The sequence below is a fragment of the Marinomonas spartinae genome (genome assembly GCF_900089775.1).
Classification (GTDB): Bacteria; Pseudomonadota; Gammaproteobacteria; order Pseudomonadales; family Marinomonadaceae; genus Marinomonas; species Marinomonas spartinae.
This window is the reverse complement of sequence record NZ_FLOB01000003.1, coordinates 315,403-339,719: the sequence shown is the minus strand read 5'-3', so window position 1 is coordinate 339,719 and position 24,317 is coordinate 315,403. Positions and strand designations below refer to the sequence as shown.

At 43.5% G+C, this 24,317-nt stretch carries 23 protein-coding genes; 14 read left to right on the top strand and 9 right to left on the bottom strand.

Going from position 1 to position 24,317, the window contains the following annotated elements; all coding sequences use genetic code 11:
- Positions 1 to 331: 331 nt before the first annotated feature.
- The 5 genes from ylqF (at position 332) to MSP8886_RS09335 (ending at position 6,115) form a co-directional block, all read left to right on the top strand.
- Positions 332 to 1,327: a ribosome biogenesis GTPase YlqF gene (ylqF, locus tag MSP8886_RS09360; protein ID WP_067015461.1), complete on the top strand. Its 996-nt coding sequence runs from the start codon at positions 332 to 334 to the stop codon at positions 1,325 to 1,327.
- Positions 1,328 to 1,338: 11 nt separating this feature from the next.
- Positions 1,339 to 1,719 (top strand): YacL family protein, encoded by a 381-nt coding sequence (locus tag MSP8886_RS09355; RefSeq protein WP_067015458.1) that lies wholly within the window; start codon positions 1,339 to 1,341, stop codon positions 1,717 to 1,719.
- A gap of 68 nt (positions 1,720 to 1,787) precedes the next feature.
- Complete coding sequence (locus tag MSP8886_RS09350; protein WP_067015455.1) at positions 1,788 to 2,387, top strand: hypothetical protein; 600 nt, start codon at positions 1,788 to 1,790, stop codon at positions 2,385 to 2,387.
- Between the two features lie 135 nt (positions 2,388 to 2,522).
- A complete protein-coding gene (locus MSP8886_RS09345) occupies positions 2,523 to 4,874 on the top strand; it encodes a fatty acid cis/trans isomerase (protein WP_067015452.1) in 2,352 nt (783 codons plus the stop codon).
- 236 nt (positions 4,875 to 5,110) lie between these two features.
- Positions 5,111 to 6,115: an LLM class flavin-dependent oxidoreductase gene (locus MSP8886_RS09335; RefSeq protein WP_067015446.1), complete on the top strand. Its 1,005-nt coding sequence runs from the start codon at positions 5,111 to 5,113 to the stop codon at positions 6,113 to 6,115.
- 81 nt (positions 6,116 to 6,196) lie between these two features.
- On the opposite strand, the gene MSP8886_RS09330 is transcribed toward MSP8886_RS09335, so the two are convergent.
- Both MSP8886_RS09330 and MSP8886_RS09325 read right to left on the bottom strand, forming a co-directional pair.
- Positions 6,197 to 7,126: a lysophospholipid acyltransferase family protein gene (locus MSP8886_RS09330; protein WP_067015443.1), complete on the bottom strand. Its 930-nt coding sequence runs from the start codon at positions 7,124 to 7,126 to the stop codon at positions 6,197 to 6,199.
- A complete protein-coding gene (locus MSP8886_RS09325; protein ID WP_067015440.1) occupies positions 7,119 to 7,829 on the bottom strand; it encodes a 3-deoxy-D-manno-octulosonic acid kinase in 711 nt (236 codons plus the stop codon). Before MSP8886_RS09325 ends, MSP8886_RS09330 begins: the two co-directional genes overlap by 8 nt.
- A gap of 164 nt (positions 7,830 to 7,993) precedes the next feature.
- Here MSP8886_RS09325 and MSP8886_RS09320 point away from each other — a divergent pair, with 164 nt between their 5' ends.
- Positions 7,994 to 9,019, top strand: coding sequence for a glycosyltransferase family 9 protein (locus MSP8886_RS09320; RefSeq protein ID WP_067015437.1), 1,026 nt, complete (start codon positions 7,994 to 7,996; stop codon positions 9,017 to 9,019).
- 64 nt (positions 9,020 to 9,083) lie between these two features.
- Here the strand turns inward: MSP8886_RS09320 and MSP8886_RS09315 are convergent, their stop codons facing one another.
- The gene (locus MSP8886_RS09315) at positions 9,084 to 10,046 is read right to left on the bottom strand and encodes a methylenetetrahydrofolate reductase (protein ID WP_067015435.1); all 963 of its coding nucleotides are present in this window, start codon (positions 10,044 to 10,046) and stop codon (positions 9,084 to 9,086) included.
- Positions 10,047 to 10,260: 214 nt separating this feature from the next.
- Between MSP8886_RS09315 and MSP8886_RS09310 the strand changes: the two genes are divergently transcribed.
- The 4 genes from MSP8886_RS09310 (at position 10,261) to ppnP (ending at position 13,673) form a co-directional block, all read left to right on the top strand.
- Positions 10,261 to 10,875: a DUF1285 domain-containing protein gene (locus MSP8886_RS09310; RefSeq protein WP_139063121.1), complete on the top strand. Its 615-nt coding sequence runs from the start codon at positions 10,261 to 10,263 to the stop codon at positions 10,873 to 10,875.
- Between the two features lie 96 nt (positions 10,876 to 10,971).
- The gene (locus tag MSP8886_RS09305; RefSeq protein WP_067015429.1) at positions 10,972 to 12,321 is read left to right on the top strand and encodes a DEAD/DEAH box helicase; all 1,350 of its coding nucleotides are present in this window, start codon (positions 10,972 to 10,974) and stop codon (positions 12,319 to 12,321) included.
- Positions 12,322 to 12,449: 128 nt separating this feature from the next.
- The gene (gene gcvA, locus MSP8886_RS09300; RefSeq protein ID WP_067015426.1) at positions 12,450 to 13,337 is read left to right on the top strand and encodes a transcriptional regulator GcvA; all 888 of its coding nucleotides are present in this window, start codon (positions 12,450 to 12,452) and stop codon (positions 13,335 to 13,337) included.
- Positions 13,338 to 13,382: 45 nt separating this feature from the next.
- Positions 13,383 to 13,673, top strand: coding sequence for a pyrimidine/purine nucleoside phosphorylase (ppnP, locus tag MSP8886_RS09295; RefSeq protein ID WP_067015422.1), 291 nt, complete (start codon positions 13,383 to 13,385; stop codon positions 13,671 to 13,673).
- A gap of 67 nt (positions 13,674 to 13,740) precedes the next feature.
- Here ppnP and MSP8886_RS09290 read toward each other — a convergent pair whose 3' ends face one another.
- Positions 13,741 to 15,390 (bottom strand): lytic transglycosylase, encoded by a 1,650-nt coding sequence (locus tag MSP8886_RS09290; protein ID WP_067015419.1) that lies wholly within the window; start codon positions 15,388 to 15,390, stop codon positions 13,741 to 13,743.
- A 54-nt stretch (positions 15,391 to 15,444) separates the two neighbouring features.
- Positions 15,445 to 16,218, bottom strand: coding sequence for a hydroxyacylglutathione hydrolase (gene gloB, locus MSP8886_RS09285; protein WP_067015416.1), 774 nt, complete (start codon positions 16,216 to 16,218; stop codon positions 15,445 to 15,447).
- 105 nt (positions 16,219 to 16,323) lie between these two features.
- Between gloB and MSP8886_RS09280 the strand changes: the two genes are divergently transcribed.
- Genes MSP8886_RS09280 through dnaQ form a run of 3 tightly spaced genes read left to right on the top strand, consistent with a single transcriptional unit; the run spans position 16,324 to position 18,217 of the window.
- Positions 16,324 to 17,064: a class I SAM-dependent methyltransferase gene (locus tag MSP8886_RS09280; RefSeq protein WP_067015413.1), complete on the top strand. Its 741-nt coding sequence runs from the start codon at positions 16,324 to 16,326 to the stop codon at positions 17,062 to 17,064.
- Positions 17,061 to 17,504 carry a ribonuclease HI gene (gene rnhA / locus MSP8886_RS09275; RefSeq protein ID WP_067015410.1) on the top strand — a complete coding sequence of 148 codons (444 nt, stop codon included), beginning with the start codon at positions 17,061 to 17,063 and terminating at the stop codon, positions 17,502 to 17,504. Before MSP8886_RS09280 ends, rnhA begins: the two co-directional genes overlap by 4 nt.
- Positions 17,501 to 18,217 carry a DNA polymerase III subunit epsilon gene (gene dnaQ / locus MSP8886_RS09270; protein WP_067015407.1) on the top strand — a complete coding sequence of 239 codons (717 nt, stop codon included), beginning with the start codon at positions 17,501 to 17,503 and terminating at the stop codon, positions 18,215 to 18,217. The genes rnhA and dnaQ overlap by 4 nt, the downstream gene beginning before the upstream one ends.
- Before the next feature lie 84 nt (positions 18,218 to 18,301).
- Here the strand turns inward: dnaQ and nhaB are convergent, their stop codons facing one another.
- Positions 18,302 to 19,801, bottom strand: coding sequence for a sodium/proton antiporter NhaB (gene nhaB / locus MSP8886_RS09265; protein ID WP_067015404.1), 1,500 nt, complete (start codon positions 19,799 to 19,801; stop codon positions 18,302 to 18,304).
- Positions 19,802 to 19,956: 155 nt separating this feature from the next.
- Between nhaB and sohB the strand changes: the two genes are divergently transcribed.
- A complete protein-coding gene (gene sohB, locus MSP8886_RS09260; RefSeq protein ID WP_067015401.1) occupies positions 19,957 to 20,997 on the top strand; it encodes a protease SohB in 1,041 nt (346 codons plus the stop codon).
- A 208-nt stretch (positions 20,998 to 21,205) separates the two neighbouring features.
- Here the strand turns inward: sohB and MSP8886_RS09255 are convergent, their stop codons facing one another.
- From MSP8886_RS09255 to MSP8886_RS09245, 3 genes are all read right to left on the bottom strand, one after another.
- Positions 21,206 to 22,543 (bottom strand): TRAP transporter large permease, encoded by a 1,338-nt coding sequence (locus tag MSP8886_RS09255; RefSeq protein WP_067015398.1) that lies wholly within the window; start codon positions 22,541 to 22,543, stop codon positions 21,206 to 21,208.
- Positions 22,536 to 23,093: a TRAP transporter small permease subunit gene (locus tag MSP8886_RS09250; RefSeq protein WP_067015395.1), complete on the bottom strand. Its 558-nt coding sequence runs from the start codon at positions 23,091 to 23,093 to the stop codon at positions 22,536 to 22,538. The genes MSP8886_RS09255 and MSP8886_RS09250 overlap by 8 nt, the downstream gene beginning before the upstream one ends.
- Positions 23,094 to 23,188: 95 nt before the next feature.
- Entirely contained in the window at positions 23,189 to 24,223 is a 1,035-nt protein-coding gene (locus MSP8886_RS09245) for a TRAP transporter substrate-binding protein (RefSeq protein WP_067015392.1), read from the bottom strand.
- Between the last annotated feature and the right edge of the window lie 94 nt (positions 24,224 to 24,317).

Below are 24,317 nucleotides of genomic sequence, written 5' to 3'. Positions count from 1 at the left end.
CCACACACAGCCTTGGCTAATCGGGGCACAAAGGCCCAATCGAGAGAATATCCTCATGGCGTTGTGGCATTTGTTTGACTAAAAATGCGTCAGACCAATCGGATAAGGTCTATCTTAAAGAGACGAGTATTTTTTGTTTTGATGTAGATCACAAAAAGATTCAGCAAAAAGATAAAGGTTCTATTGGAGGCGATTATTCGCAATGCCTTTAACGATTTGTTTTTAAAAAAAGTGGAACCATATATATAGAGGACTTATTCACACCTTCTTGAAGAAGTTATGATAGACTGCGCAACCGCAAAATAGATGCAATACAGAGAGGTAAATAGGGGTGAGCGTTCAGTGGTATCCAGGACACATGAACAAAGCGCGTCGAGAAATCGAACAGGTGATGACGCAAGTCGATGTAGTCATCGAGGTGTTGGATGCGCGCATTCCAGATTCAAGTCAAAATCCTATGCTAACAACCTTGCGAGCAGGTGTGCCTGTGCTGCGTTTGTTGAACAAAAAAGATTTGGCCGATAAAGCACGTCTTGCGTTGTGGCTAGAGCACTGGCAGGGGAATGATACGATTTTAGCTCACCCTTTCTCAACTCAAGATAAAGCGGATGTAGCGAAGATCTCTCAATGGGTGAGTCAGTTAGTTCCACATCGTGGCACAGCAGAAAAACCGATTCGCGCTATGATTGCTGGCATTCCAAATGTCGGTAAGTCCAGTTTAATGAATGCCTTATTAGGCCGTCGTGTTGCGAAAGTAGGCGATGAGCCTGCTGTTACAAAAGCACAGCAAAAGCTAAAAGTGACGAATGGTTTCGTCTTACTTGATACGCCAGGCATTCTTTGGCCTAAAATAGAAAACCCAGACGCCAGTTATCGTTTAGCTGTTACGGGGGCGGTACGTGATACGGCGATTGATTATGAAGATGTGGCCTTGGTTGGTCTGCGTTTTTTCATTAAAGATTATCAAGATGCATTAGTAACGCGTTATAAGCTTAAAGATCTGAGTAGCGACCCTTTTGAAGTATTAAAAGTGATTGGCTCTAAGCGTGGTGCGTTACGAGCAGGTGGAAAAATAGACATGCATAAAGCGGCTGAAGTGTTCTTGAATGATGTAAGAACTGGAGCCATTGGCCCCTATGTGATGGAAACGCCAGAGATGATTGCTCATGAAGAGCTGCTGGTTGAAGAGGCGAAAGCCAAAAAAGAAGCAGAAAAACAGGCTCGATTGGCTGCCGCCGTACCACAGCGTCAGCAGGAAAAAAACCGAGAATACCGAAATCAACAAGCCCAACAGCAGGATGCTAAAGCAGGTGATAAGACTGAGTGAGGTTTAAGGCTATGGATTATAATATTGCCTTTGATCAGGATGAAAATTCCTATCGTATTTATACAGATTATGAATTTGCTGCCATTGCTGAGTGGGTGGCATTGTATTTAACGGGCAAAGAAGACATTCAACGTGTGTTAATGGCCACTACATTGGCGGAATCTGAAAAAGAAACTACCAAAATGAAGTATGGCCCTTTTGATGTGTTGATCAACGAAGAGGGAGTATCTGTCTCTCGTCAAGTTGATTGGGACTCAGCCGCTGAAGAAATTAAAGCTATGTTTGATACGCAAGAGAGTTTTTACCAAACGTCTTCCGATGGTGTTCAATCGGAATGCGGACTAGAAGATTTTATGGATTTATTAGAAAATTGGTATGATGTGCTGCAGTAGTTGTTCGATACACTGGCTGGGTTTACACTAGCGCCTGTTTATTCTTTTTACGCATTAAGGGAGCCGATATGCTCATCGAATTGGAAAAAGCCCGTGCCCGAAATAATGTTGTCCGCATTTTTCGTGAGGATTTGGACGGTCCTGATAATTGGACGGACGGCTTTGTTGTGGATGCCAATGAGGAGATGGTGCTACTCCAATTAGTGGATGATGGTGTTCATCTAAATGGCTATCAAATTTTATTCTTAGAAGACATTAGTGATTTTGTTCATCCAGCTCCTTTTAATGATTTTCAAAAGCGGGTTTTGGCACTTCGTGAGGAAGAGGTTGAAGATCCAGAAGTCGATTTAGATGATTTAGCCGTTCTATTAATTGATATCAGCGAAGAATATGGCCTTGTGACCTTGCACCGTGAAGAGGTCGAGCCTGACAGTTGTGAAATTGGTCGTGTTGTCAAAGCGGATGCCGTGACCTATGAGCTTGAAGAAATAGGATCGGATGCCCGTTGGTTTGACGACACTTTTGAATACGATCTTTACGACATTACGCGTATTGAGTTCGGAGGCGCTTACGAAGAGGCTCTTATCATGGCCAATGATGATATGGGTGATGATGCTTATGAGCTTGCTGATGAATACGAAGATGATGGTTTGCTTGTAGAAGAATAAGGGTTACAAATTGTAAGAAAACGCCCATTTTATGGGCGTTTTTTTTGTCTTCATGCTATTTTCTTTTTTTTATATTTGAGTCCGTATTTAGCGATACAAATTTTCTGACTCATTAACTTTATTAGGACTGTGTTTATGCCAAGGGCGTTGGTCGTTGTTCTTTGTGTTTTGCTTTTTTCCGGTTGTGCGTTATTTGCCAGCCAACAATTAGATAGTAGCTTTGGTGTGGAAAAAGTCGCAAATCGTGAAGATCAGTCGGTCTCAGAAGCGGATGCAGAATTTTATAATGATCAGGTTCGTCCCATTTTGGATCATCGCTGCGTCACTTGTCATGCCTGTTATGATGCTCCTTGCCAATTAAAATTTACTGCCCCTGAGGGGATTGAGCGAGGCGGTTCAAAAGAGTTAGTGTACGATGGAACGCGTCTGCTGGCCGCAACACCCACACGACTTTTTATTGATGCACAAACGACTCAGCAGTGGCGTGACAAAGGTTTTTACCCCGTTTTAAATGAGCGTAGACAGTCGCCTGCGGCCAATTTAGAAGGTAGTTTAGTGTATCGTGCCATTGCTTTACGAAAAAAACAGGGGAATTTTACCCAAGCGGTTTTATCCGATGACTATGACTTTTCCATTTATCGTAATCAACAATGCCCTACCATAGAGAAGTACTCCTCCTTCGAACATGACTTTCCAAAGTGGGGGATGCCATATGGCCTTCCTGCTTTAACAGATAACGAGTTTAATATTTTGGTGCGTTGGCTTGCGTCAGGTGCAAAAATGCCAGCGGCCAAGCCCCTTCCTAAGGAGATTGAACAGCGTGTGACCTTGTGGGAAAGTCGACTAAATGGCAATACGCTAAAAGAACGTTTGGTAGATCGCTATATTTACGAACATATATTTTTGTACAGCTTGTACTTAGATAAAAAGAGTGATATTCGCTTTAGGCTAGTGCGATCAAAAACGCCGCCAGGTGAGCCTATTGATCGTATTGCGACGCGTCGCCCTTATGATGATCCTGGTGTAAAGCGTGTGTATTATCGTCTATGGCGAGATCCAGAAGTGAAGGTTCAAAAAAATCATATCCCTTTTGAGCTGAGCGAAACGGTCTATAAACGCTGGCAGTCTGATTTTTATTCGCAGGATTATAAGGTGACAAAAGATCCAGGCTATTCACCTGAAGTCGCGACGAATCCTTTCAGAGCCTTCGCACAGTTACCAGTTGGCGGGCGTTATCGCTTTATGCTTGACCACGCTCAAGACACTATTATGTCGTTTATCAAAGGGCCTGTTTGCCATGGGCAGGTTGCTGTGAATGTGATTAATGATCATTTTTGGGTATTTTTTGTGAATCCTGAAAAAGGTATTAATCAAGAAATAGCGAAGTTTCTAGAGACGCAAGTGCAGCATTTGGATCTGCCTGCAGAAAGCAGTAGCAATGCGTTACCTTTATCTTCATGGGTGCGTTTTTCCCAGCAACAAAAAGAGTATTTGTCTGCCAAAGCGAAGCTGATTGATAACAATTTAGGTAATAAAATTCCACTCAATCTGAGCTTAATCTGGAATGGTGAGGGCCACAATGAGAATGCGGCTTTAACGATTTTCCGACATTTTGACAATGCTAGTGTGGTTAAGGGTCTAGTTGGGCAAGACCCTAAAACGGCTTGGGTGATTGATTACCCCTTATTAGAACGTATTCATTACTTACTGGTGGCTGGTTTTGATGTTTACGGAAATGTTGGTCATCAATTAAATACTCGCTTATACATGGATTTCTTGCGTATAGAAGGTGAGATGAATTTTTTGATGTTCTTGCCAAGAGATGAGCGTTCGACTCTACGCCATTATTGGTATCGTGGTGCGAACCAGACAATTAAGGATTATATTTTTAGTGATTACTTTAAGATCAGTGCTCAGTCACAAGTTCATTATACGACGTCTCATCACGAGGCGGAATTGTTTAATAAATTGAAAGGGCGTCTGTCTAAGGTGCTTAATCATGCTTACGATTTGGATCAAACCCATTTGTCTGCGCATGACATTGCGTTACTGAAAGGACTGCAAACATTACAAGGCAAAGGCTTGCAGTATTTGCCGAACACCGCATTAGTGCTGGTGACGCAGCATGGTAAGCCTAAAGAATTGCTAACCTTGATTTTAAACCAAGCACATAGCAATATTTCAAGTCTGTTAAATGAATCGGCAACGCGTTTACCTTCTGAAGATACAGTCACAGTGACGAAAGGCGTCATTGGTGATTACCCAAACCTTCTGATGCAGGTAGAAGAGAGTGATATACCGGACTGGGTCCATAGAATTTCAGCCTTGCAAACGCGAGAGGATTTCACCCAGTTAGTGAATCAATATGGGATTCGTCGTACTAATCCCGCCTTCTGGACGGTGAGCGATGAAATTGCCGAGCTGAATAAAGAAGAGCGGCCTCGGGCCAGTGGTATTCTGGATTACAATCGACTAGAAAACCGCTAATGTTTCGATAGATCAAAACTGATATCGCTAGCGTGTAGATATGGGCTCATGGCTTAACGGCTTTGGGCCCATTTACTTTGTTGGAAACGCCTTCTTGGATATAAGTGGTTCTTTGTTTGATATTATTCTTACATATCGAAATATTTCGAACTTACACTTTTTCTGCAAACTCGTAGACTTGTCTATTGGTAATCGTCCCCAATTTAATATGTATAAAGATTAAACGGATATATATTATGATACCTTTTTCTATACTTGATTTGTCACCGATAGGGCAAGGCAAATCCATTTCAGAATCCTTCTCTTTGAGCTTAGCAATGGCCCAAAGGGCAGAAACTCACGGTTATCAGCGTTACTGGCTGGCAGAACATCATGGGATGTCTGGTGTTGGAAGCTCTTCCCCTGCTGTTTTGCTATCTCATATCGGCGCGGGTACCTCCACCATTCGGTTGGGAGCTGGTGGCATTATGTTGCCGAATCACGCGCCATTGGTTGTGGCCGAGCAGTTTGGTACCTTGGCGGAGCTGTATCCAAATCGAATTGATTTGGGGTTAGGTCGAGCCCCTGGAACAGATATGCTCACTGCGCGAGCATTACGTCGTAATATGCAGGCCTCTGTTGATGACTACCCGCAGGATGTGCAAGAGTTAGAGCGTTTGTTAGGGGACGGGCCTTTTGATAAAGGTATTGTTGCCGTGCCGGGGCGGCACACGAATGTGCCACTTTGGCTACTAGGGTCAAGTTTGTATAGTGCGCAAGTGGCTGCCGAGTTTGGTTTGCCGTATTCCTTTGCTTCTCATTTTGCTCCGGATCAATTGATGCAAGCTTTGACGGTGTATCGACGTCACTTTAAAGCCAAAAAAGAGGGGGATAAGCCCTATACAATGGCAGGCATTATGGCGGTGTTGGCCGATACACAAGAAGAAGCGAATTACCTGTTCACTTCTGCTCAGCAACAATTTGTTAATTTACGCCGTGGTGGAAACCGTGCTTTTCCTGCTCCGGTTGAATCGATGGATACGATTTGGTCTCCCAGCGAAAGTCATATGGTGTCTCATGCGTTGCAATTTGCTGTGGTGGGGACGAAAGCCTCAGTCGCGCATCAACTCAGTAGTTTTATTGAAAAAACGGAGATTGATGAGTTGATTATCTCGTTTCCTATTTATGATGGTGAGAAACGATTAGCCTCTCTTGGCTTGATGGCCGAGCTGCGTCATGAAATGGCGAATTATGTGGCTTAACGGCTAGTGTGTTCCCTTCATAAATAAACGCCTTATGGGCTTCCCTGTAAGGCGTTTGTTGTTTTAAATAGATAAATTTGACTACATGGTATCGTATGGTGATGGGTCACCTTGATTAACCGGTGTTTTAAAGCGGCGGTGAGACCATAAGTATTGCTCTTTTTTGTTCTCAATGGCTTTTTCCATCAGTTGGTTAATGATGGTGGCGTTGATAACATCGTCATCCGTTGGATAATCCGGTACTTCGCTAAATCGATAAGTATAACCCGTCTTAGTACGCCCATAATCCAACAACAACACTGGGGCTTTAGTCATTTTCGCAATGCGTCCAATATGGGAAATGGTCGCGCATTTACGCCCAAAGAAGGGAGCAAATACCGAATGTTTGCGGCCATAGTCTTGGTCAACCGCGTACCAGACGGGTTTATTTTGTTTAAGTGATTTGAGAACTTCGCGCATATCTGAGCGCTCTATGGTTTTGCTATAGACCTTTTTACGTTGATGTTCCATTACCCAGTTAAAAACAGGGCTATTTTGGCGCTTATAAATGGGGTGAAGATCTAAGTGGCTGGCGATTAAGGTGCCACATAAATCCAATGGCGAAAAATGGCCACTGATTAAAATACATCCCCTGCCAGCTTCTAGGGCTTTATCCACTACATCTTGAGAGTCAAACTCGACTCTTGGTAATAATTTTGAAGCAGGTTGATACCAGGCGTCGAAGGTTTCTAATAAGCCTTTACCAGCACTAATAAAGTGCGCTTTGGTAAGGCTCTCACGTTCTTGCGCGTTCATTTCTGGGTAGCAAATTTTAAAGTTTACATCGCAGATATGACGACGCTTTTTTGCTAGTTTGTATACTAGTAAGCCAAGATATTTTCCAAGGGTCTGTTTGGCTTGCCAGGGTAAAAAGCTGATTAAATAGGTGACGCCCATGACGATCCAAGTGAACCAATATTTGGGTGCTAATAATTGCTTCAATGTTAAGTCTTTCGTGCTTTTATCAGCCACGATATCCCTCCAGTAAGTCGTGCCACTGTTCGTCAGAGACGGTAAAGTGGGTATGTTTTTTTGATTCTTTGTTGATAGAGCGCTTGAGGCGATCTAGATTCTTTTGTGGCCACTCTTCATTAATAGGTCGTTGATCGCATTTATCAAAATCGATCAGCCATACTTTTTTGTTATCGTCGATCATAATGTTATGGCAATTGAGATCGGAATGATGAATGCCATGGTCGTGAAATTGCCTGATTACCCGGCCAATGTCATGCCAATCTATTTCACTGCTAAACCCATCTTTCAGTATGTCAAAAAGATCCCGTGCGCAATTTATGGTTTCCGTAATTAGGGTGGCTTTGTAGTAACCCTTTTTAACACTATAGATACCACCGATGGGTCTTGGTATAGGCAATCCCATGTCTTGCATGGTTTCTAATAAGCTGAGCTCTAACCAAGGACGTGTATTTTTGAGACCTGAAAAGAGAAAATAAGACTTGTTAAATTTTGCGACTAAGCCACCACGACGGTAGCGCCGCATAACAAAGTGGCCGTAGTTGCTTAGAATAAACCAGACGGCACCGCGCCCTTGGGCTGTGCCAGCGAGTGCACCTTGTTTTTTCCAATAGTCTGGTGTGAACCAGTTGGTGTCTATTGGTAAGGACGTATCGCTGGTTAACAATACGGTATGAGCATCAATAATGTGTGTATCAGGCATAACTCTCGCTTGAAAATGATACGGATTAAGACGTTTATTGTTCGCATTAATGGTGCTGGTGCGAGACAGTAGTGTGTCGTTTTCTTTTTACGGATTATTTTCGACACATTCAAAGCAGGCTATTCTATAATACTCGCCGATTTTAAACAGCCTTTGAGGACAAGATGACACAAGAAAGCATTCAACGTATCGCTATCGTTCGATTATCCGCTTTGGGGGATGTGTGTCATGCGATGTCGGTGGTCAGCGCGATTCAAAAACGTTATCCCCAAGCCTCCATTACTTGGATAACAGGGCCTGCCGAAGCTCAGCTGGCTCGTCTTATTCCTAATATCGATGTCCGTGTCTATGACAAAAAATCTGGTTTCAAGGGGATGTTTGCGTTAGGAAGGGCGTTAAAGGTGCAAGAGTTTGATGTCTTACTTCATATGCAATGGTCATTGCGTGCCAGTCTGTTAACACGTGTATTAAAAGCAAAGCGTCGTATTGGTTTCGCTCGATCTCATTCAAGAGAAAAGCAGCATTGGTTTGTGAATGAGTTAGCCCCTGAGCCAAGTGGCAAGCATGTGTTGGATGCTTTGATGTCTCTTGCCCGCGCTATTGATGTGCCTGAGCAAGCGCCTGCATGGCATGTGGACATCCCGCCCAGTGGTCTTGATTTACCTAAGCGTTATGTGGTGGTGAATCCATGTGGTTCAAAAGTGACAAAAGATTGGATGTTGGAAGGTTATCGAACCTTAATCGCTTCGTTGTTAGAAAACCACATCGATGTGGTGGTGACAGGTGGGCCGAGTGAGCGTGAAATGCAGGTTTGTCGGGCGGTAAGCGAAGGGCTTGATGTGTTGAATCTCGTGGGACAGACGAGTATTACCTCGTTGTTTGATGTGATTCAGCGTGCCGAATTGGTGATTAGTCCCGATACTGGTCCTGCGCATATGGCCACTGTGGTGAATACACCTGTTATTGCCTTGTTTGCTTTATCAAACCCAATGCGAACAGGACCTTATAATGATCAAGAGAACGTTGTGAGCGTTTATCGTGAATTGGTCGAAGAGGAAAAGGGCAAGCCTGTGGAAATGCTACCTTGGGCAACGACGGTTCATCGTGAGGATGCGATGGCACAATTACCGATAGATCGTGTCATGAGCAAGGTTAACAAGGTAATTCGTCAATTGGATTTGGTTGGTTAATGTGTCATAAGCGTTGCAATGACATCCGCTCAATAGGACAGGTAGCCCATTGAGCGGATGTGTTTTATTCATCGGCAAACTCTTTTTCTGCCAATTTCAAATCGAGAGTCGCTTTGAGTAGCTTGTAAAGATGAATAGAGGCATCAATCTCTTCCTTACGATTGGTTAAGCTTTCAATGTTGAGCCCCAGTGGGACGCCATCTGGTAAAGCTGTTTCGATAATTTGCTCTAAAGCGCTGCGGCAAATCTTGATGGATTCTGCCAAGGGAGCGTCTGAATTCAGTATTCGGTTTTTCGTTGCCACAGGCACGGAAATGCCTAGCCATTCCATAAATTCCAAGGTCTTTGCGCTGCCACATGGGGTAAAAGTAAGAATAATGCGCTTTGGGGCGACCCCTTGTTCCTTACAGATTTGGGCATATTGGCTGATAAGATCTGCTGTGGCTTGCGGGTTATATACGGCTTGAGAAATAAAGAACTCACAGCCTGCTTTAGATTTGTTCATCAAGCGGATGTGTTCGTCTTTCTTTTTTGCGTGGCGCTCAGCAATGGTCACGCCGCCAAGGTTAAAGGCTTGGGGAGCGTGTTGTAAGGCCAAGTAGGCTTCAGAAAGTGGTAGTTTGATGTTGCTTTCAGACGATGGTGAGCCAACTAAGACGATGTCTCTAATATCAAATTCATCCCATGCTTCTTGTAGCCAATCAGAAAACTCTTCACAAGAGCGTGATGAGACCGATTTGTAAGTGATAACAGGTGAGCCGGAGGCCTCTTTTAAGCGTTTTGACCATGCCCGTGGATCATGGGTTTCCAAATAGGGGAAAGGACGAGGTTTATCAATCCGGCTGCTTTCATCTTGAATATCGTAGACAATCAATCCATCGATATCGATACCGTTGAGACGTTCTAGTAACTTTTGGCTGATTTGTGCAAGCTGTTCATTATTAACAGAAGATTTAGGTGGCGTGGTACCAATAAAATAAACACCTCGGCTAGGGTCTGCAAATTTGGTTGCTAATTGTGTTTTCATAGTGCCACACTCTTCTCTTATTCTATATTAAGTTTTTAAAGTGCATTTTGTTGGGCACTTTTTTGTAGGGTTGCATCGATAGAGGTATCCTAACAGTGAACCACTTTCAAGATAACAGCTTGTAGATGAATAAAATTAAAGACTAGTTGAGGTGGATTAATCTACTCAATAAATGTGGAAGATGCATATTGTTTTTGCCGAAAAAGGAGTCGCTATGCTGGATGTGTCGAAAATTTCGGAATGGCAGACATCTGCCTTGCCACCAGTGCATTTATGGTCACCACCATTTTGTGGCGATATGGATCTGATCATTAAGGCCAATGGCGATTGGATTCATGAAGGTAGTAAAATCAAGCGGGAAAAGATGGTAACCCTTTTTTCTCGTATCTTGTGGTTTGAAAATAACGAGTACTTTTTGGTGACCCCCAGTGAGAAAGTGCGAATACAGGTGGAAGATGCCCCATTTCTTATTACCCAGTGGCGCTTTCTTGAAAGTGAGTGGTGTGAGAGTGAACAGGGGCATATTATAGAGTTTACGTCTCTTACCCATGATGTGGTGCAGTTAGGTGTTGATTGTGACATCTGGATGGCCCCGGCCCCATCAAATACGGCTCAAAAGAAAGGCGCTAGTCAAAATACAAGTTCAGAAGAAAGGCCTTATCTATCTATGCGTTACGGAATGAAAGCGATGCTGCATCGTAATGTATTTTATGATCTGACAAAGTATCTGGAGCCTGTCTCGAACGAGCAAGGTGAAGGGCTAGGGTTGGTGAGTGCAGGTAAATCTTACTTATTAATAGATGAAGCCTCATTAAACTGTGATGAGTAAAGAATCTCCGTGTGTGCTGGTACTTGGCTGAGGTATAATGCGCAAAACTAACGTGTGTCAAACACATGTATGTCATGTCTTAAAGAGGAAGGTTACTTGTTATTTAAAGAATTTGGTTTTGATAATCGTATTATGAAGTCCATTGCGCATATGGGCTTTGAAGAAGCAACGGAAATACAGGCTCGTGCCATGCCTGAGGCGATGGTCGGGCGGGATTTGCTGGCTTCCTCGAAAACCGGTTCAGGAAAAACGCTGGCCTACTTGTTGCCAGCGTTGCATCGTGTTTATAAAACACGGGCGCTATCAAAGAGGGATCCGCGAGTGGTCGTGTTAGTGCCAACGCGGGAGCTTGCAAAACAGGTCTATAGTCAGTTGCGCTTGTTGTTAGCGGGAACGAGTTTTTCGTCCATCTTGATTCAGGGCGGTGAAAATTTTAACGATCAGCACAAATCGCTGCAAAAAGATCCGCATTTTGTGGTTGCGACTCCAGGTCGTTTAGCGGATCACATTAAGCATCGCCATGTATTTTTAGAAGGGCTGGAGCTGCTAATATTGGACGAAGCGGATCGTATGTTGGATCTGGGGTTCGCGGACGCGATGCGCGCGATTAACGCTGCAGCGAATCATAGATTAAGACAAACCTTGTTTTTTTCGGCCACACTGGATAATACTGACGTTAATACTATTGCTGCGGAGCTATTGAAAGAGCCTTCACGAGTGGCCATCGGTCAGGGTTATGATGAACATAAAGACATTGAACAGCATGTTTATTTGTGTGATCACCTCGATCATAAACAAGATATGTTAAAGCACCTATTAACCACCCAGACAATTAAGCAGGCTATTGTCTTTACTGCAACAAAAAGTGATACCGTTCGTTTGGCAGAAATGATCGAAGGGTGGGGGTTAACTACGCGTGCTTTAAATGGCAATTTATCACAAAGTGCTCGAAATAAGGTGATGGAAAGCTTTTCAAAAGGGAAGTTTAGCGTGCTGGTTAGTACGGATTTGGCGTCTCGTGGTTTGGATATTGCCAGTGTCTCCCATGTGTTTAATTTTGATTTGCCAAAGCAAGCGGAAGAGTTTGTCCATCGTACGGGACGGACAGGGCGAGCGGGTTTTAAGGGAGATGCTTACTCTTTAGTAGGGCCCAAGGATTGGCTTAACTTCAAAGCAATTGAACGCTTTTTGCAGCGCCAGTTTAATGTGGATGTTATAGAGGGCTTAGAAGCCAAATTTAAAGGTCTTAAGCCAGAAAAGCCCATTAAAAAAGAGGCGAAAAAAGCCCCAGCGAAGAAACTAAAAGCGGTGAAGAAGGCTCCTCGTAAGGCGGCTCCAACCAAGGGTAAGTTTCATGATAATACCCAAGATGGCTTTGAGGCATTCAAATTGCCTCCCAAGCGTTTTTCAACGCAACAAACGACCTCAGATGACGAAGAGTCTTAAAAATGGCCTTCTGTTGGCGTTATTATGATCGGCTTTTGTTGCCAAACGGCTGTCTGGTGGGTTGATTTGTTGACAGATTAACCTAATACCAGCTATTTGTTAACTAAGAAACTATTGGAGATTAGCCTATTAATCGTTTACCGCCACTAAACTCATTGAAGTGTTTTGAATCAGCTGCGCGCCATGGCAGTTTCAATAAAGCGGCTAAAGAATTATCCGTTACGCCTTCTGCGATTAGCCATCAAATTAAAGGATTAGAAGGGTTTCTTGGGGTTGAATTGTTTCGTCGAACAAAGCGAAAAGTGATTTTAACCGACGCCGGTGAAGCGTATCTTAAGCCGATTAAACGCATATTTGAGCAATTAGAAAGTGCCACGGCAGAGCTTAAAAGCTCGCAGCGGGTTGGCTCGCTTCGTTTAGCGGTGGCGCCTGCGTTTTTAACCCGATGGTTGATGCCACGGATGGAACGTTTCCAATCACAGTACCCAGATATAGAGATTGAAATTAGTTCATCGACGGGGTTGATTGATTTCTCAGCTGGCGATATCGATATGGCGGTGTATTTTGGTTATGGTGATTGGGATGATGTGGAATCTCACTTCCTAACCCCTGCTAAATTATCGCCAGTCTGTAACCCTAAACTGATTCGTGCTGATAAACCGATCAACACTCCTGAGGATATGCGCTTTTACCCTTTATTACATGTGACGAAGCGTAAAGATGAATGGCATGATTGGCTTAAGCAAAATGGCTTAGACCCGAAAGTATTTCGTCGTGGTTTGATGTTTTCGAGTGGATCTTTGACGGCTGGTGCAGCGGCTCAGGGATTGGGTATCTCTTTATCAAATGTGGAGTTGGTCATGCCTGAGATTGAAGCTGGTACGCTTAAGGTATTATTTGATCAGCCTTTGGTGACCGCGCGCTCTTTCTATTTAGTGTATGAAAAGCGGCGTAGTGTGACACCCGCTATGTTGGCTTTTAAAGAATGGATCATTGAAGAGATGGTTGGTAATTAGTGAGTTTTTCATTGTTGTTATTCGTTGAATGGAGTGGTTGTAAGCATGAGTAAAGGTCTAACCGTAAATAGTTACTTCGAGGATCAGGTGAAGTCCATTGCCTTGGAAAACCAAGAGGGGGTGTCCACTGTCGGTGCTATGATGGTGGGAGACTATGAGTTTGCTACCAGTAAAAAAGAGTATATGACTGTAGTATCAGGTGAGCTGACGGTAAAATTGCCAAGAGAAAACGATTGGAAGACTTTTTCGAAAGGCGAGAGTTTTATTGTAGAAGCGAATCAGGCTTTTTCTGTTCAGGTGAAGCAAACTACGGCTTACCTTTGTCGATATGAATAAATATATGTACATAGTTATCATAAAAAAAGGCTGATTAAATCAGCCTTTTTTATGATAAAAGAGTGGCTTAGCCACCAACAACATTGACCAGCAATGTCACTTTGTCGCCAGGCTGAACATATTTTTGTTTGCCGACTTCTGGGTTCCACTTTCTGATTTCATTTAAGGTAACTCTAAATTTATTGGCGACCATCGCTAAAGAATCGCCTGAACGAATCGTATAGACGACCTTCTTAATGATGCTGCGATTGCTACTGTTGGCTTGTCGTTTTGGTTCAAGCCAGATGACTAGTTTTTTCCCTGGACGTAATGGATCCGCTAATCCCATATTGTTCCAACGAGCCAGAGTTGTTGAGTTGGTATCGTATTTATTGGATATCGCCCACAAACTATCGCCTGGTTGAACGGTATAGTTGATTTTGATGCGATTACGACCTGGTGCTCTGTCTTGTTTTGCTAGTAACCGCTGATGTGAGCTGAGTGTGTAACTGCTGATCTTATTGCCCGCCACAGGAATCATCAGCTCTTGGCCGACACGAATCAATGTGGAGGACATTTTATTGACGTCTTCTATGACATTGACTGTTGTGTTGTGACTCTTAGCAATGGCCCGCAAATTATCGCCTGCTTCCACGCGATAGCGAACCCATGTCACTCGATCTTTCTGCGGAATCTTAGCTAGATTGGCGCGAAATAGGGCCGCTTTTTTAACGGGTATCAACAGTCTATGAGGGCCATCTGGTGCGGTCGCCCACTGATTGAACGCAGGGTTTAGCAAATATACCTCGTCAATACTGATATCAGCCATTTTAGCGGCTTGTGCAAGGTCAAGCTGCCCACCAATATTGACGCTTTCAAAATAGGGTTTGTTTGGAATAAAAACTGGCTTGTAATGGTACTTGGCTGGATCTTTGATAATTTTGGCCAGAGCAAGTAGCTTAGGCACATAAGCACGGGTTTCTTTTGGTAAATCCAAGGCCCAGAAATCGGTTGGTTTGCCTTCCCTTCTGTTTTTATGTATTGCGTTTAAGACCGTCCCTTCACCTGAGTTATAGGCCGCTAATGCCAATAACCAATTGCCATTAAACATTTTTTCTAGACGAGTGAGATAGGCAATGGCAGCATGGGTAGAGTCGATGATGTCGCGTCGTCCATCATACCACCAGTCTTGGTCTAAACCGTACATACGTCCAGTTGAAGGGATAAATTGCCAAGGTCCAGAGGCTTGGCCATGGCTGTAGCCAAAGGGATCAAAGCCACTTTCAACAATCGGTAAAAGCGCGATTTCTGTTGGGATGTGAGCTTTTTGTAGTTGAGTCACAATATAGTATAAGTAGCGCTCACCACGTTTGGAAACACGATTAAGATAGCCAGGGTGAGAGCTAAACCAGCGTAATTGAGAGGAAAGCCTAGGTTTATTAACATTTAGGTTAAGCTCAAAGCCGTTACGAATTCTGGTCCAAAGATTTTTTGGGGGTTGAGGTTTGCTTGGCTTATGTTTTGGGGTGTTGGCTGTTTGATCTGATGACGAGTCGTTGTCATCAGGCGAAACAGGTGGAACCGTATCGATAAAGCCGATTTTGTTGACGTCGGCTGGTGTGGCATCTGCGTCAGCTTCAAGATCTGTTTTGCTGTTGCCATTCTGGAGATTTGAGGCTGTTTGGCAACCTGTTAGTACTAGGCTTATCAACAAAACCCAAAAAAAATTTTTACTCATAGCTATCACAAATTGATTAAAAGTCGCAACATTTTAAAGATGTGGTATTTTAAATCAACCATAAGTGTCCTTTGCCCGCCTCACTTGACCAAATGCAGACGCTGGATCTTGTGCTATTGCTTCACCAAGTTGTAGTGCTGCACGCTCAATAATGTGAGTAGAATCAGTCCTTAGAAACGGATTGGTCGCTTTTTCGAGGCCCATTTCACTGGGTAAAGTGACTTGGTTATTTCCTCTTTTTTCTTCACAATTTTTTTTTGTTTTTTGCAGTATAAGGTTGTTTGGATCAAGGTGTTCCGCAAAACGGTAGTTTGCTAGGGTATATTCGTGGGTACAATAGACGAGTGTATTGTCTGGTAATTTGGCCAATTTATTCATCGCGGCAAGCATTTGCTCTGGTGTGCCTTCCATGATTCGTCCACAACCTCCTCGAAAAAGGGTGTCGCCGCACAAAAGGATAGGGGTATCAGAGCTGGAAAAATAGCACAGATGATCCAAAGTATGTCCAGGCGTCTCTATAACAGTAAACTGGCGAGAGAAAATGGAAACACTATCGCCTTCATAAACAGGATGGGTAACAAGCTGTTTGAGGTGTTCTGGGCCGAATACGTCGCACTCGAAATGAGATTTTAATTCAGCAACTCCGCCAGTGTGATCGTGATGGTGATGGGTAATGAGAATGCCACATAGGGTTAAGGCTTCTTGTTGACAGTATCGTAAGACAACATTGGCATCACCTGGATCGACAGCCCAAACTTGTGAACTATCTTTCTCTTTGATTATCCAGATATAATTGTCACTAAAAGCGTGAAGTGGAATCAGTGTCATTGTCACCCTATCCTTATTTCGTGTTATGGGCATTGGCACATGGATGCTTATGTGTCTCCATGTTTTGCTGAATATAACGCCAAAATTAATTAGAGATTTCATTGTATGTTGGATGAGCAATCAAGACAATTGTTTCAAGCTTGGTATGAAAGCGATCTTGGGCAGCATCTTCGTCATATTGAAGTAACCGAGGTAGAAAAAGAAATCGACCATGCAGTTGGTTATTATTTGGTGATTCAATCTCCAGTTCAAAAGATCACCCTTGAAAGTCATCGTTTGCGTGAAACGATGCTGATTGCACCGGAGCTTGAGCTCGGAGCACCTAAAAATACTGTTGTCGCTAAATCGAATGAACTACCTTTTGAATCGGATGGAATTGATGTGCATGTGATGCATCATACGCTCGATTTGTCTGTAATGCCTCATGATGATCTTCGTGAAGCGGCAAGAACCTTATTGCCAAGCGGTAAATTAATCATAGTGGGTTTTAATCCATGGAGTTTGTGGGGGCTGCGGCGTTTTTTCTCAAAGCGTGCGGGCGCACCTTGGAATGCTCAGTTTATTAATCATCGGCGTTTAGAGGATTGGCTAAAAGTCGCAGGGTTGTCATTAGACAATAAGCGCTTTGTGTCTTTTGAGCCGCCATTTCATAACAGCCGTTGGCGTCGGCGCTTTGCTTGGATCCGGTCTTTGCTAAAGCCGTTAAAGCTTCCATTTGGTGGGGTTTACATTATGACGGCTACCAAGCTGTCGCCGCGCTATATACCATTAAAGCCTCGTTGGAAAACGGCAAGGGTGCATGTGCCACCCTTTACTAAGCCGACAACAAAAGGAATGAAAGAGTGAAAAACGTTATTTTATATACTGATGGAGCTTGTAAAGGCAACCCAGGTATTGGTGGTTGGGGCGCTTGGCTCACCTTTGGTCAGCATGAAAAACGTCTTTGTGGCGGAGAGCGTGATACGACCAATAATCGTATGGAGTTAATGGGGGCCATTGAAGGGCTAAAAGCGCTTAAAGAAAAATGCCAAGTCACGCTTTATACTGACTCATCATATGTACAAAAGGGCATTACTGAGTGGTTGGCTGGTTGGAAACGTAAAGGCTGGAAAACGGCCTCAAAACAGCCAGTGAAAAATAAAGATCTATGGCAAGCCTTAGATGAGCAGTGTCAGTTTCATGACGTAACTTGGAAATGGGTAAAAGGTCACGCTGGCATTGAAGGTAACGAAATTGCGGACCAATTAGCAAATCAGGGTATTGAAGAGTTGAGAGCGAAATCATGAGACAAGTCATTCTGGATACAGAAACAACAGGCATTGACCCTAAGCAGGGGCATCGCATTATTGAAATCGGTTGCGTCGAAATGGTAGATCGCAAACTGACCAATAATCACTTTCATGTTTACATCAACCCAGATCGCGAAGTAGAAGAAGAGGCGTTTAAAGTTCACGGTATCAGTAATGAGTTTTTGGCTGATAAACCGAGATTTCGTGATATTGCGCAAGCGTTTTTTGATTTTATCAAAGGGGCAGAATTAATCATTCACAACGCGCCGTTTGATATTGGTTTTATCGATCATGAGTTCTCTCTGCTCGGTGGTTATTCTAAAATTGCAGACGTTTGTGATGTTTTTGATAGCTTAGTATACGCACGTAAAAAACACCCAGGCCAGAAAAATAGCCTTGATGCTTTGTGTAAGCGTTATGGTATTGATAACTCGCATCGTGAATTACACGGGGCTTTGTTAGACTCTGAGATCTTAGGGGATGTCTACCTATTAATGACGGGTGGGCAAACCAGTTTGGGATTAAGCAGCAGTTCGGAGCAGGATTCTAAAAGAAACGATGATACGGGTGGCACCATCTATCGACTCAGTTCTGATCGTCCAGTGTTAAAAGTCATTCGAGCGAATGAAAACGAGTTGAAAATGCATGAGGAGCGTTTGGATTTGATAGAGAAAAAGTCCGGTCAAGCCTTGTGGCGTATAGAGCATTAGCCGTTCTATTCTATTTTATTCCCCTAATCCCTCTGTTGTAGTAACAGAGGGATTTTTGGTTAAATCAGTTGTTCTCGTGTTCTTTTACAGTAAGTAAGTTACGCATAGCCCTCCTGTCACACTTAAAACAACCGTGTAAGGCAAGGCCATCCATACCATTTTTCCATAAGAAAGGCGTAGCAGTGGAGCAATAGCAGAAGTTAGCAAGAATAGAAAAGCGGCTTGACCATTTGGCGTAGCCACACTGGGTAAGTTTGTGCCTGTATTAATGGCGACAGCAAGAGTATTAAAGTGCTCAAGACTGATCATGCCAGACTGCAAAGCGGCTTTGACTTCTGTGATGTAAACCGTTGCAACGAAAACGTTATCACTGATCGCTGATAAAAGGCCATTCGCGATAAAAAACATGAGTGGTTGAGAGTGGGTTGGCATATGCAAAACCACATCGATGATTGGCTGAAAAAGATGTTGGGAGTGAATAACAGAAACAATGGTAAAAAACACAACCAATAGCGCCGTGAAGGGCAGGGCTTCTTCAAAGGCATGGCCAATACGGTGCTCTTCTGTGATGCCATTAAATGCTGTTAGTAAGACGATGACCATTAAGCCGACCAACCCTACTTCTGCAACGTGAAAAGCAAGAGAGAAGATTAATAGCACGGCAACGATCCCTTGTATGGCGATCTGGGCTTTGTGTTTTGGGGTGCTTTTTTTGGACTCTTCCTCTTCGAAGTTTTGCAAAATATTGCGCACGTTCTCAGGTAACGTAGCACCATAGCCGAACCAAGACATCTTTTCTAATACGACGACAGTAAGTAGCCCCATGATCAATACAGGGATAGAAACAGGGGCAATGCGCAGGAAGAATTCAATAAAATCCCAACCAGCGACTTTGGCGATCAATAAGTTTTGTGGCTCCCCCACTAACGTAGCAACGCCACCTAAAGCGGTACCGATGGCGCCATGCATCAATAAGCTTCGTAAAAAAGAACGAAATTGTTCTAGATCATTAGCATTGACTGGCAAGATAGTATCGTCATTAGTGTGGTCGTATTTGTCGCTGGGTTGTCCTGAGGCCACTTTATGGTAAACCGAATAGAACCCAATGCTGACGCTAATCAGTACGGCGGTCACCGTTAACGCATCTAAAAAAGCGGACAGCAAGGCCGCAGCAAGGCTAAAAAACAACGAAATGGCAATTTTAGAGCGAACTTTCACTAGGAGCTTATTGAAAATAAACAGCAGCATATCTTTCATAAAGTAGATGCCTGCTACCATGAACATCAATAACAGTATGACTTCAATGTTGCTTGTTACTTCATGATAGACCCCTTCAGAGCTGGTCAGATTTAGTATGACCGCCTCAATGGCAATCAGCCCTCCTGGTTGAAGTGGGTAACACTTTAGCGCCATAGCAAGGGTAAAGATAAATTCGACAATCAATAGCCAGCCTGTGACAAACGGGCCAAGCAGGGCTAGTGACAATGGGTTTAGGATAAGAAAGGCAATAATGACTTGTTTATACCAAAGTGGTGACCCCCCAAGAAAGTTATGACCAAATGCTTGTGAAAGAGTGCCTTTCATTCTTTGCTCCTTGATGTGCTAGTTGCGGTTGTCGCATATATGATTCTTAGTCAGTGGATAATAGCTTATTCGCTCATAATCTTACGCTAGATATTGCTATTTTTTCCATTTGCCCCAATATCATCAAGAACTTACCACGTTAGAGGAAGAGAATATTGGAAATTTTGACAGATTATGCCGGTTTTTTATTAAAACTCGCTAGTATCGTGATTGCGATTGGTGTGGTGCTGGCCATGATAAGCAACAGTAAAGGTAAATCTCGTTCTGGAAGCCTTTCTGTCACTAAGCTAAATGACAGCTATGATCAGATGAAATCCGAGCTGGATCAGCAATTATTAGATAAAAAAGCACTGAAAGAGAAAGCTAAAACACGTAAAAAACAGAAAAAAGAGGAGAAAAAAACGCATAAAAAAATGCATTCACTTGATGCAGAGAACATAAAAAAACGTCTTTATGTATTCGATTTTGATGGGGATATAAAGGCCTCTGCTGTGACGACCATGCGTGAAGAGATTACGGCTATCTTGAGTGTGGCTCGCCCAGAAGATGAGGTGGTGGTTCGCTTGGAAAGTGGTGGTGGTGTAGTGCATGGATACGGTTTAGCGGCCTCTCAATTGCAACGTATCCGTGAAGCCAATATCCCGTTGACGGTATGTGTGGATAAAGTCGCGGCCAGTGGTGGTTATATGATGGCTTGTGTGGCCGATAAGATTATAGCGGCTCCCTTTGCTATCTTAGGCTCCATTGGTGTTGTGGCGCAAATTCCTAACGTCCATCGCTTGTTAGATAAAAATATGATCGATGTTGAGTTACATACCGCAGGTCGTTACAAGCGTACACTGACCATGCTAGGTAAAAATACAGATGAAGGTCGTGAAAAGTTCAAACAAGATTTAGAAGATACCCATGATTTGTTTAAACGTTTTGTGTCGACACAGCGCCCTGCGTTGGATATTGACGCAATTGCTACTGGCGACACTTGGTATGGTTCAGAAGCGGTTGATAATAGGCTGGTGGACCAAGTGATGACCAGTGATGCTTACCTCGTCTCTCATTATGAGCAAGCAGATGTTATTCACATCGCTTATAAACAGCGTAAGGCCATGAGTGAACGTTTAGGGCTGTCTTTGTTTTCTGCTTTTGAGCAAAAAGCCGTCGCTTGGATCAGTAAAGTCATTCAGTCTCGTGGTTATTAAGGTTGACTGAGCAGTCTTACTGTCATTTAGCCTTTGTATAGAGTCATCGGGTACGCTGAGGTTCGTACCCGATGACTCATTTATTTATAATCATTAGGATGGTGGACTTTACTGAGTTTGCATCATCATGAAGTTATCTAAATCTTTCAAGAATTTCTTCTTATCAGAAGGGCGAATCATCAAAGATGTATTCGCCCATATCAATCTCTTAGTTCGGCAGCCAAGTAACCAATGATGGGTAAAGGGCGACGATGGTTAGCGTTAATAGTTGCAGCATGACAAAAGGGATTGCGCCTTTGTATATTTCAGCCATACTGATGTTGCTCGCTGCACTTCGTATGTAGAACAGTGCCATACCAACGGGAGGTGTCAGGAAGGATGTTTGCAGACACAAGGCCATTAGAATCGCGACCCATACCGGATTAAAGCCAAAATTTACTAAAATTGGCATAACCAGAGGGGCCACGATCAAGACGATTTCCATCCAATCTAAGAAAAAGCCTAATAGAAATATGATGAAAATAACGCAGAACAACACACCTTCCGGACTCAATGGTAAGGCGTGAAGCGCGTTTTCAATTACTTCATCGCCACCGTAACCACGTAAGACGACAGAGAAGCAGGACGCACCAAAAATAAGTGCGTATAAGAAGGCGACAGATCGACCTGTTTGATAGCAGACGATACGTAAATCCAGCCATTTTAATCGGCCAGAGCTCCAAGCCAAAAAGGTGGCTCCAGCGGCACCAATCCCAGACGCTTCTGTAGGTGAAGCAACACCTGCAATGATGGACCCTAATACGGTTAACACTAATAGGAGTGGTGCAAATAATGCTTTAGATATGTCTAAAATAATGTCGAATTTACTTATGTTGCTCTCTTCATCTAAAACAAGTTTAGGCATATTAGCGGGTTTAAGCAGGGCATAAATAAAGATAAAAACTACGAAACTGGTTGCGAGTAACAGCCCTGGAATGATGGCCCCCATAAACAGGTCACCAACAGGGATTCGTAACTGATCTCCCATCACAACCAGCATGATAGAAGGTGGAACAAGAATACCCAGACAGCCTGTTGCCCCGACGGTCCCAGCGCTGATCCATTTGGCGTAGCCAGCTTTAAACATAGTGGGTAAAGCTATGGTGGAAAGCAAAACCACAGATGCCCCAATAATACCAGTAGAAGCGGCCAGTACGACGCCAATCAAGACCACGGCGATAGCCAATCCGCCGGGGGTTTTGCCTAAGACACGACGCATTGCTCCAATTAAGCGCTCAGCAATTCCGGAGCGATCAAGCATGAATCCCATAAAAATAAACATTGACATGGGAATGAGAGAATAGCTTGAAATAGTGGAAAATGTTCGGTTAGCGACAAACCCTATGGTACGCAATTCTGCTACGTCGTAGATGTTAAATGAGACAAGGATGCTGCCTAAAGTGGCAAATAATACCCCGACACCACCTAAAATAAAGGCAACTGGAAAGCCTGAAAAGAGGATGAGCATAAAGATGGAAAACAGTAGAAAAACGAATAACTCACTCATGATGCGTCCCTTTATTCACTGGAGTTGATGGTGTGGATGTGCTGTTGGGTTGAATCAAAAAAGCCACATTGTGTAGCAGAATAGCCACACCTTGGAGTGCTAAAAGGCTTAATCCAAGGGCCATAAAGCCTTTGATAAGGTAGCGAGCGGGTAAGCCAGAAGGCATTGGGGAACCTTCACGTAATGACCAAGAATAGCTGGCCATTTCCCATGCATGCCATGAGACGAGAATAATATAGGGGAAAAACAAAAATAAAATGCCAAGAATCTCGACCCAAGCTCGGCGCTTAGGGCTGAACCTACAATGAAAAATATCAACGCGAATGTGTTCATCAACTTGATAGGTGTAAGCCAAGCAGGACATGACTACTATAGCATTTAGGTGCCATTGTACTTCTTCTAATTCCACCAAGCCGATATTGAACACATAGCGTAATATCACATTAATCAAGATGGTAATGATGAGAATAGGCAAAATGAGAGAGCCCGTTTTTCCGATAGCAACAGATAAGGCTTCAATTTTTTTAACAATGGAGTTTACGCAGCGCATCAAGAAATACTCCGATTATGTATGATGAGGATGGGGAGCAGGCGTTAAAGATAAAACCGAGCATTACTGAGGGCGATGCTCGGTTTTATTAGGCTTTAATTGCCTTTATATTCAGTCCATAAAGACACTTTTTTACGATAGCTATTGAGTGAGTCTAAGGTGCGTTTGAAATCTGCATCCTTGCTTGCTTCTTCACTCATGACTTCGTCTGTGCTTTTTTTGAAGGCGGCTAGAACGGCAGGAGGGAATGATTTAATTTTGGTACCTGCGGCTTTGAACTTCTTAATGGCTTCGGCGTTGGCGATAGTGGTAGAAGAGATTGTCCATAGTTGAGTTTCACGACAAGTATCTTCAATTAGGTCTTGTTGGGCTGCACTCATAGAGTCCCATTTGCGCTTATTAATAATGAGCTCATTGATTGCAGCAGGTTGATGCCAGCCGGGTAAATAGTAATATTTGGCAACTTTTTCAAAGCCCATTGCAGCATCAATCGCAGGCATGGAAAATTCCGTTCCATCTATGACGCCACGTTCTAAATTAGGGTAGATATCGCCACTACCAAGTAGTACAACTGACGCGCCAGCTTTTTTCATTACTTCACCAGCCAGTCCTGCGAATCGAATTTTTTTGCCTTTTAGATCACTCGGAGTGTTGATCTCGAAGTTATACCAGCCACCAGCTTCAGAATCCATTAAGCCACATGGGACGGTCATAACGCCTTGTTTAGCATATATATCACGCCATATTTTTAAGCCGCCGCCGTTATAAATCCAATCCAAATACTCTAAAGCTGATGGACCAAATGGTACGCCGCCAAAAAGTTGTAGAGCAGGGAATCGTCCGGCAACGTAGAGTGGTGATGTGTAGCCAGCATCCAGAGTTCCTTGTTGAACTGCGTCAAAGATTTCTAGTGGTGAAACCAGTTTTCCCGCTGAATAAAGTTTTACTCTTATGTCTTTTGAGGTGGCTTTGAGTCTGTCAGCTAAATGCTGAGCACTTTGTCCACTGGCTGGTAGTGTAAGTGGCCAGGCGCTTTGAATATCTAGACGGACTGTGGAAGCACTTGCTTCGATGGCTCCCATTAGGGCAATGGATGAAAGAAATGCAGTTACTAATGGCTTGTAAGGCATTGGGTGTCTCCTTGACGGTGCTCACTATCTAGAGATAGTTTGAGCTGCATTTGGCGGTTTGATCCGCAATAATTTTTATTTGAACTTTAATTCG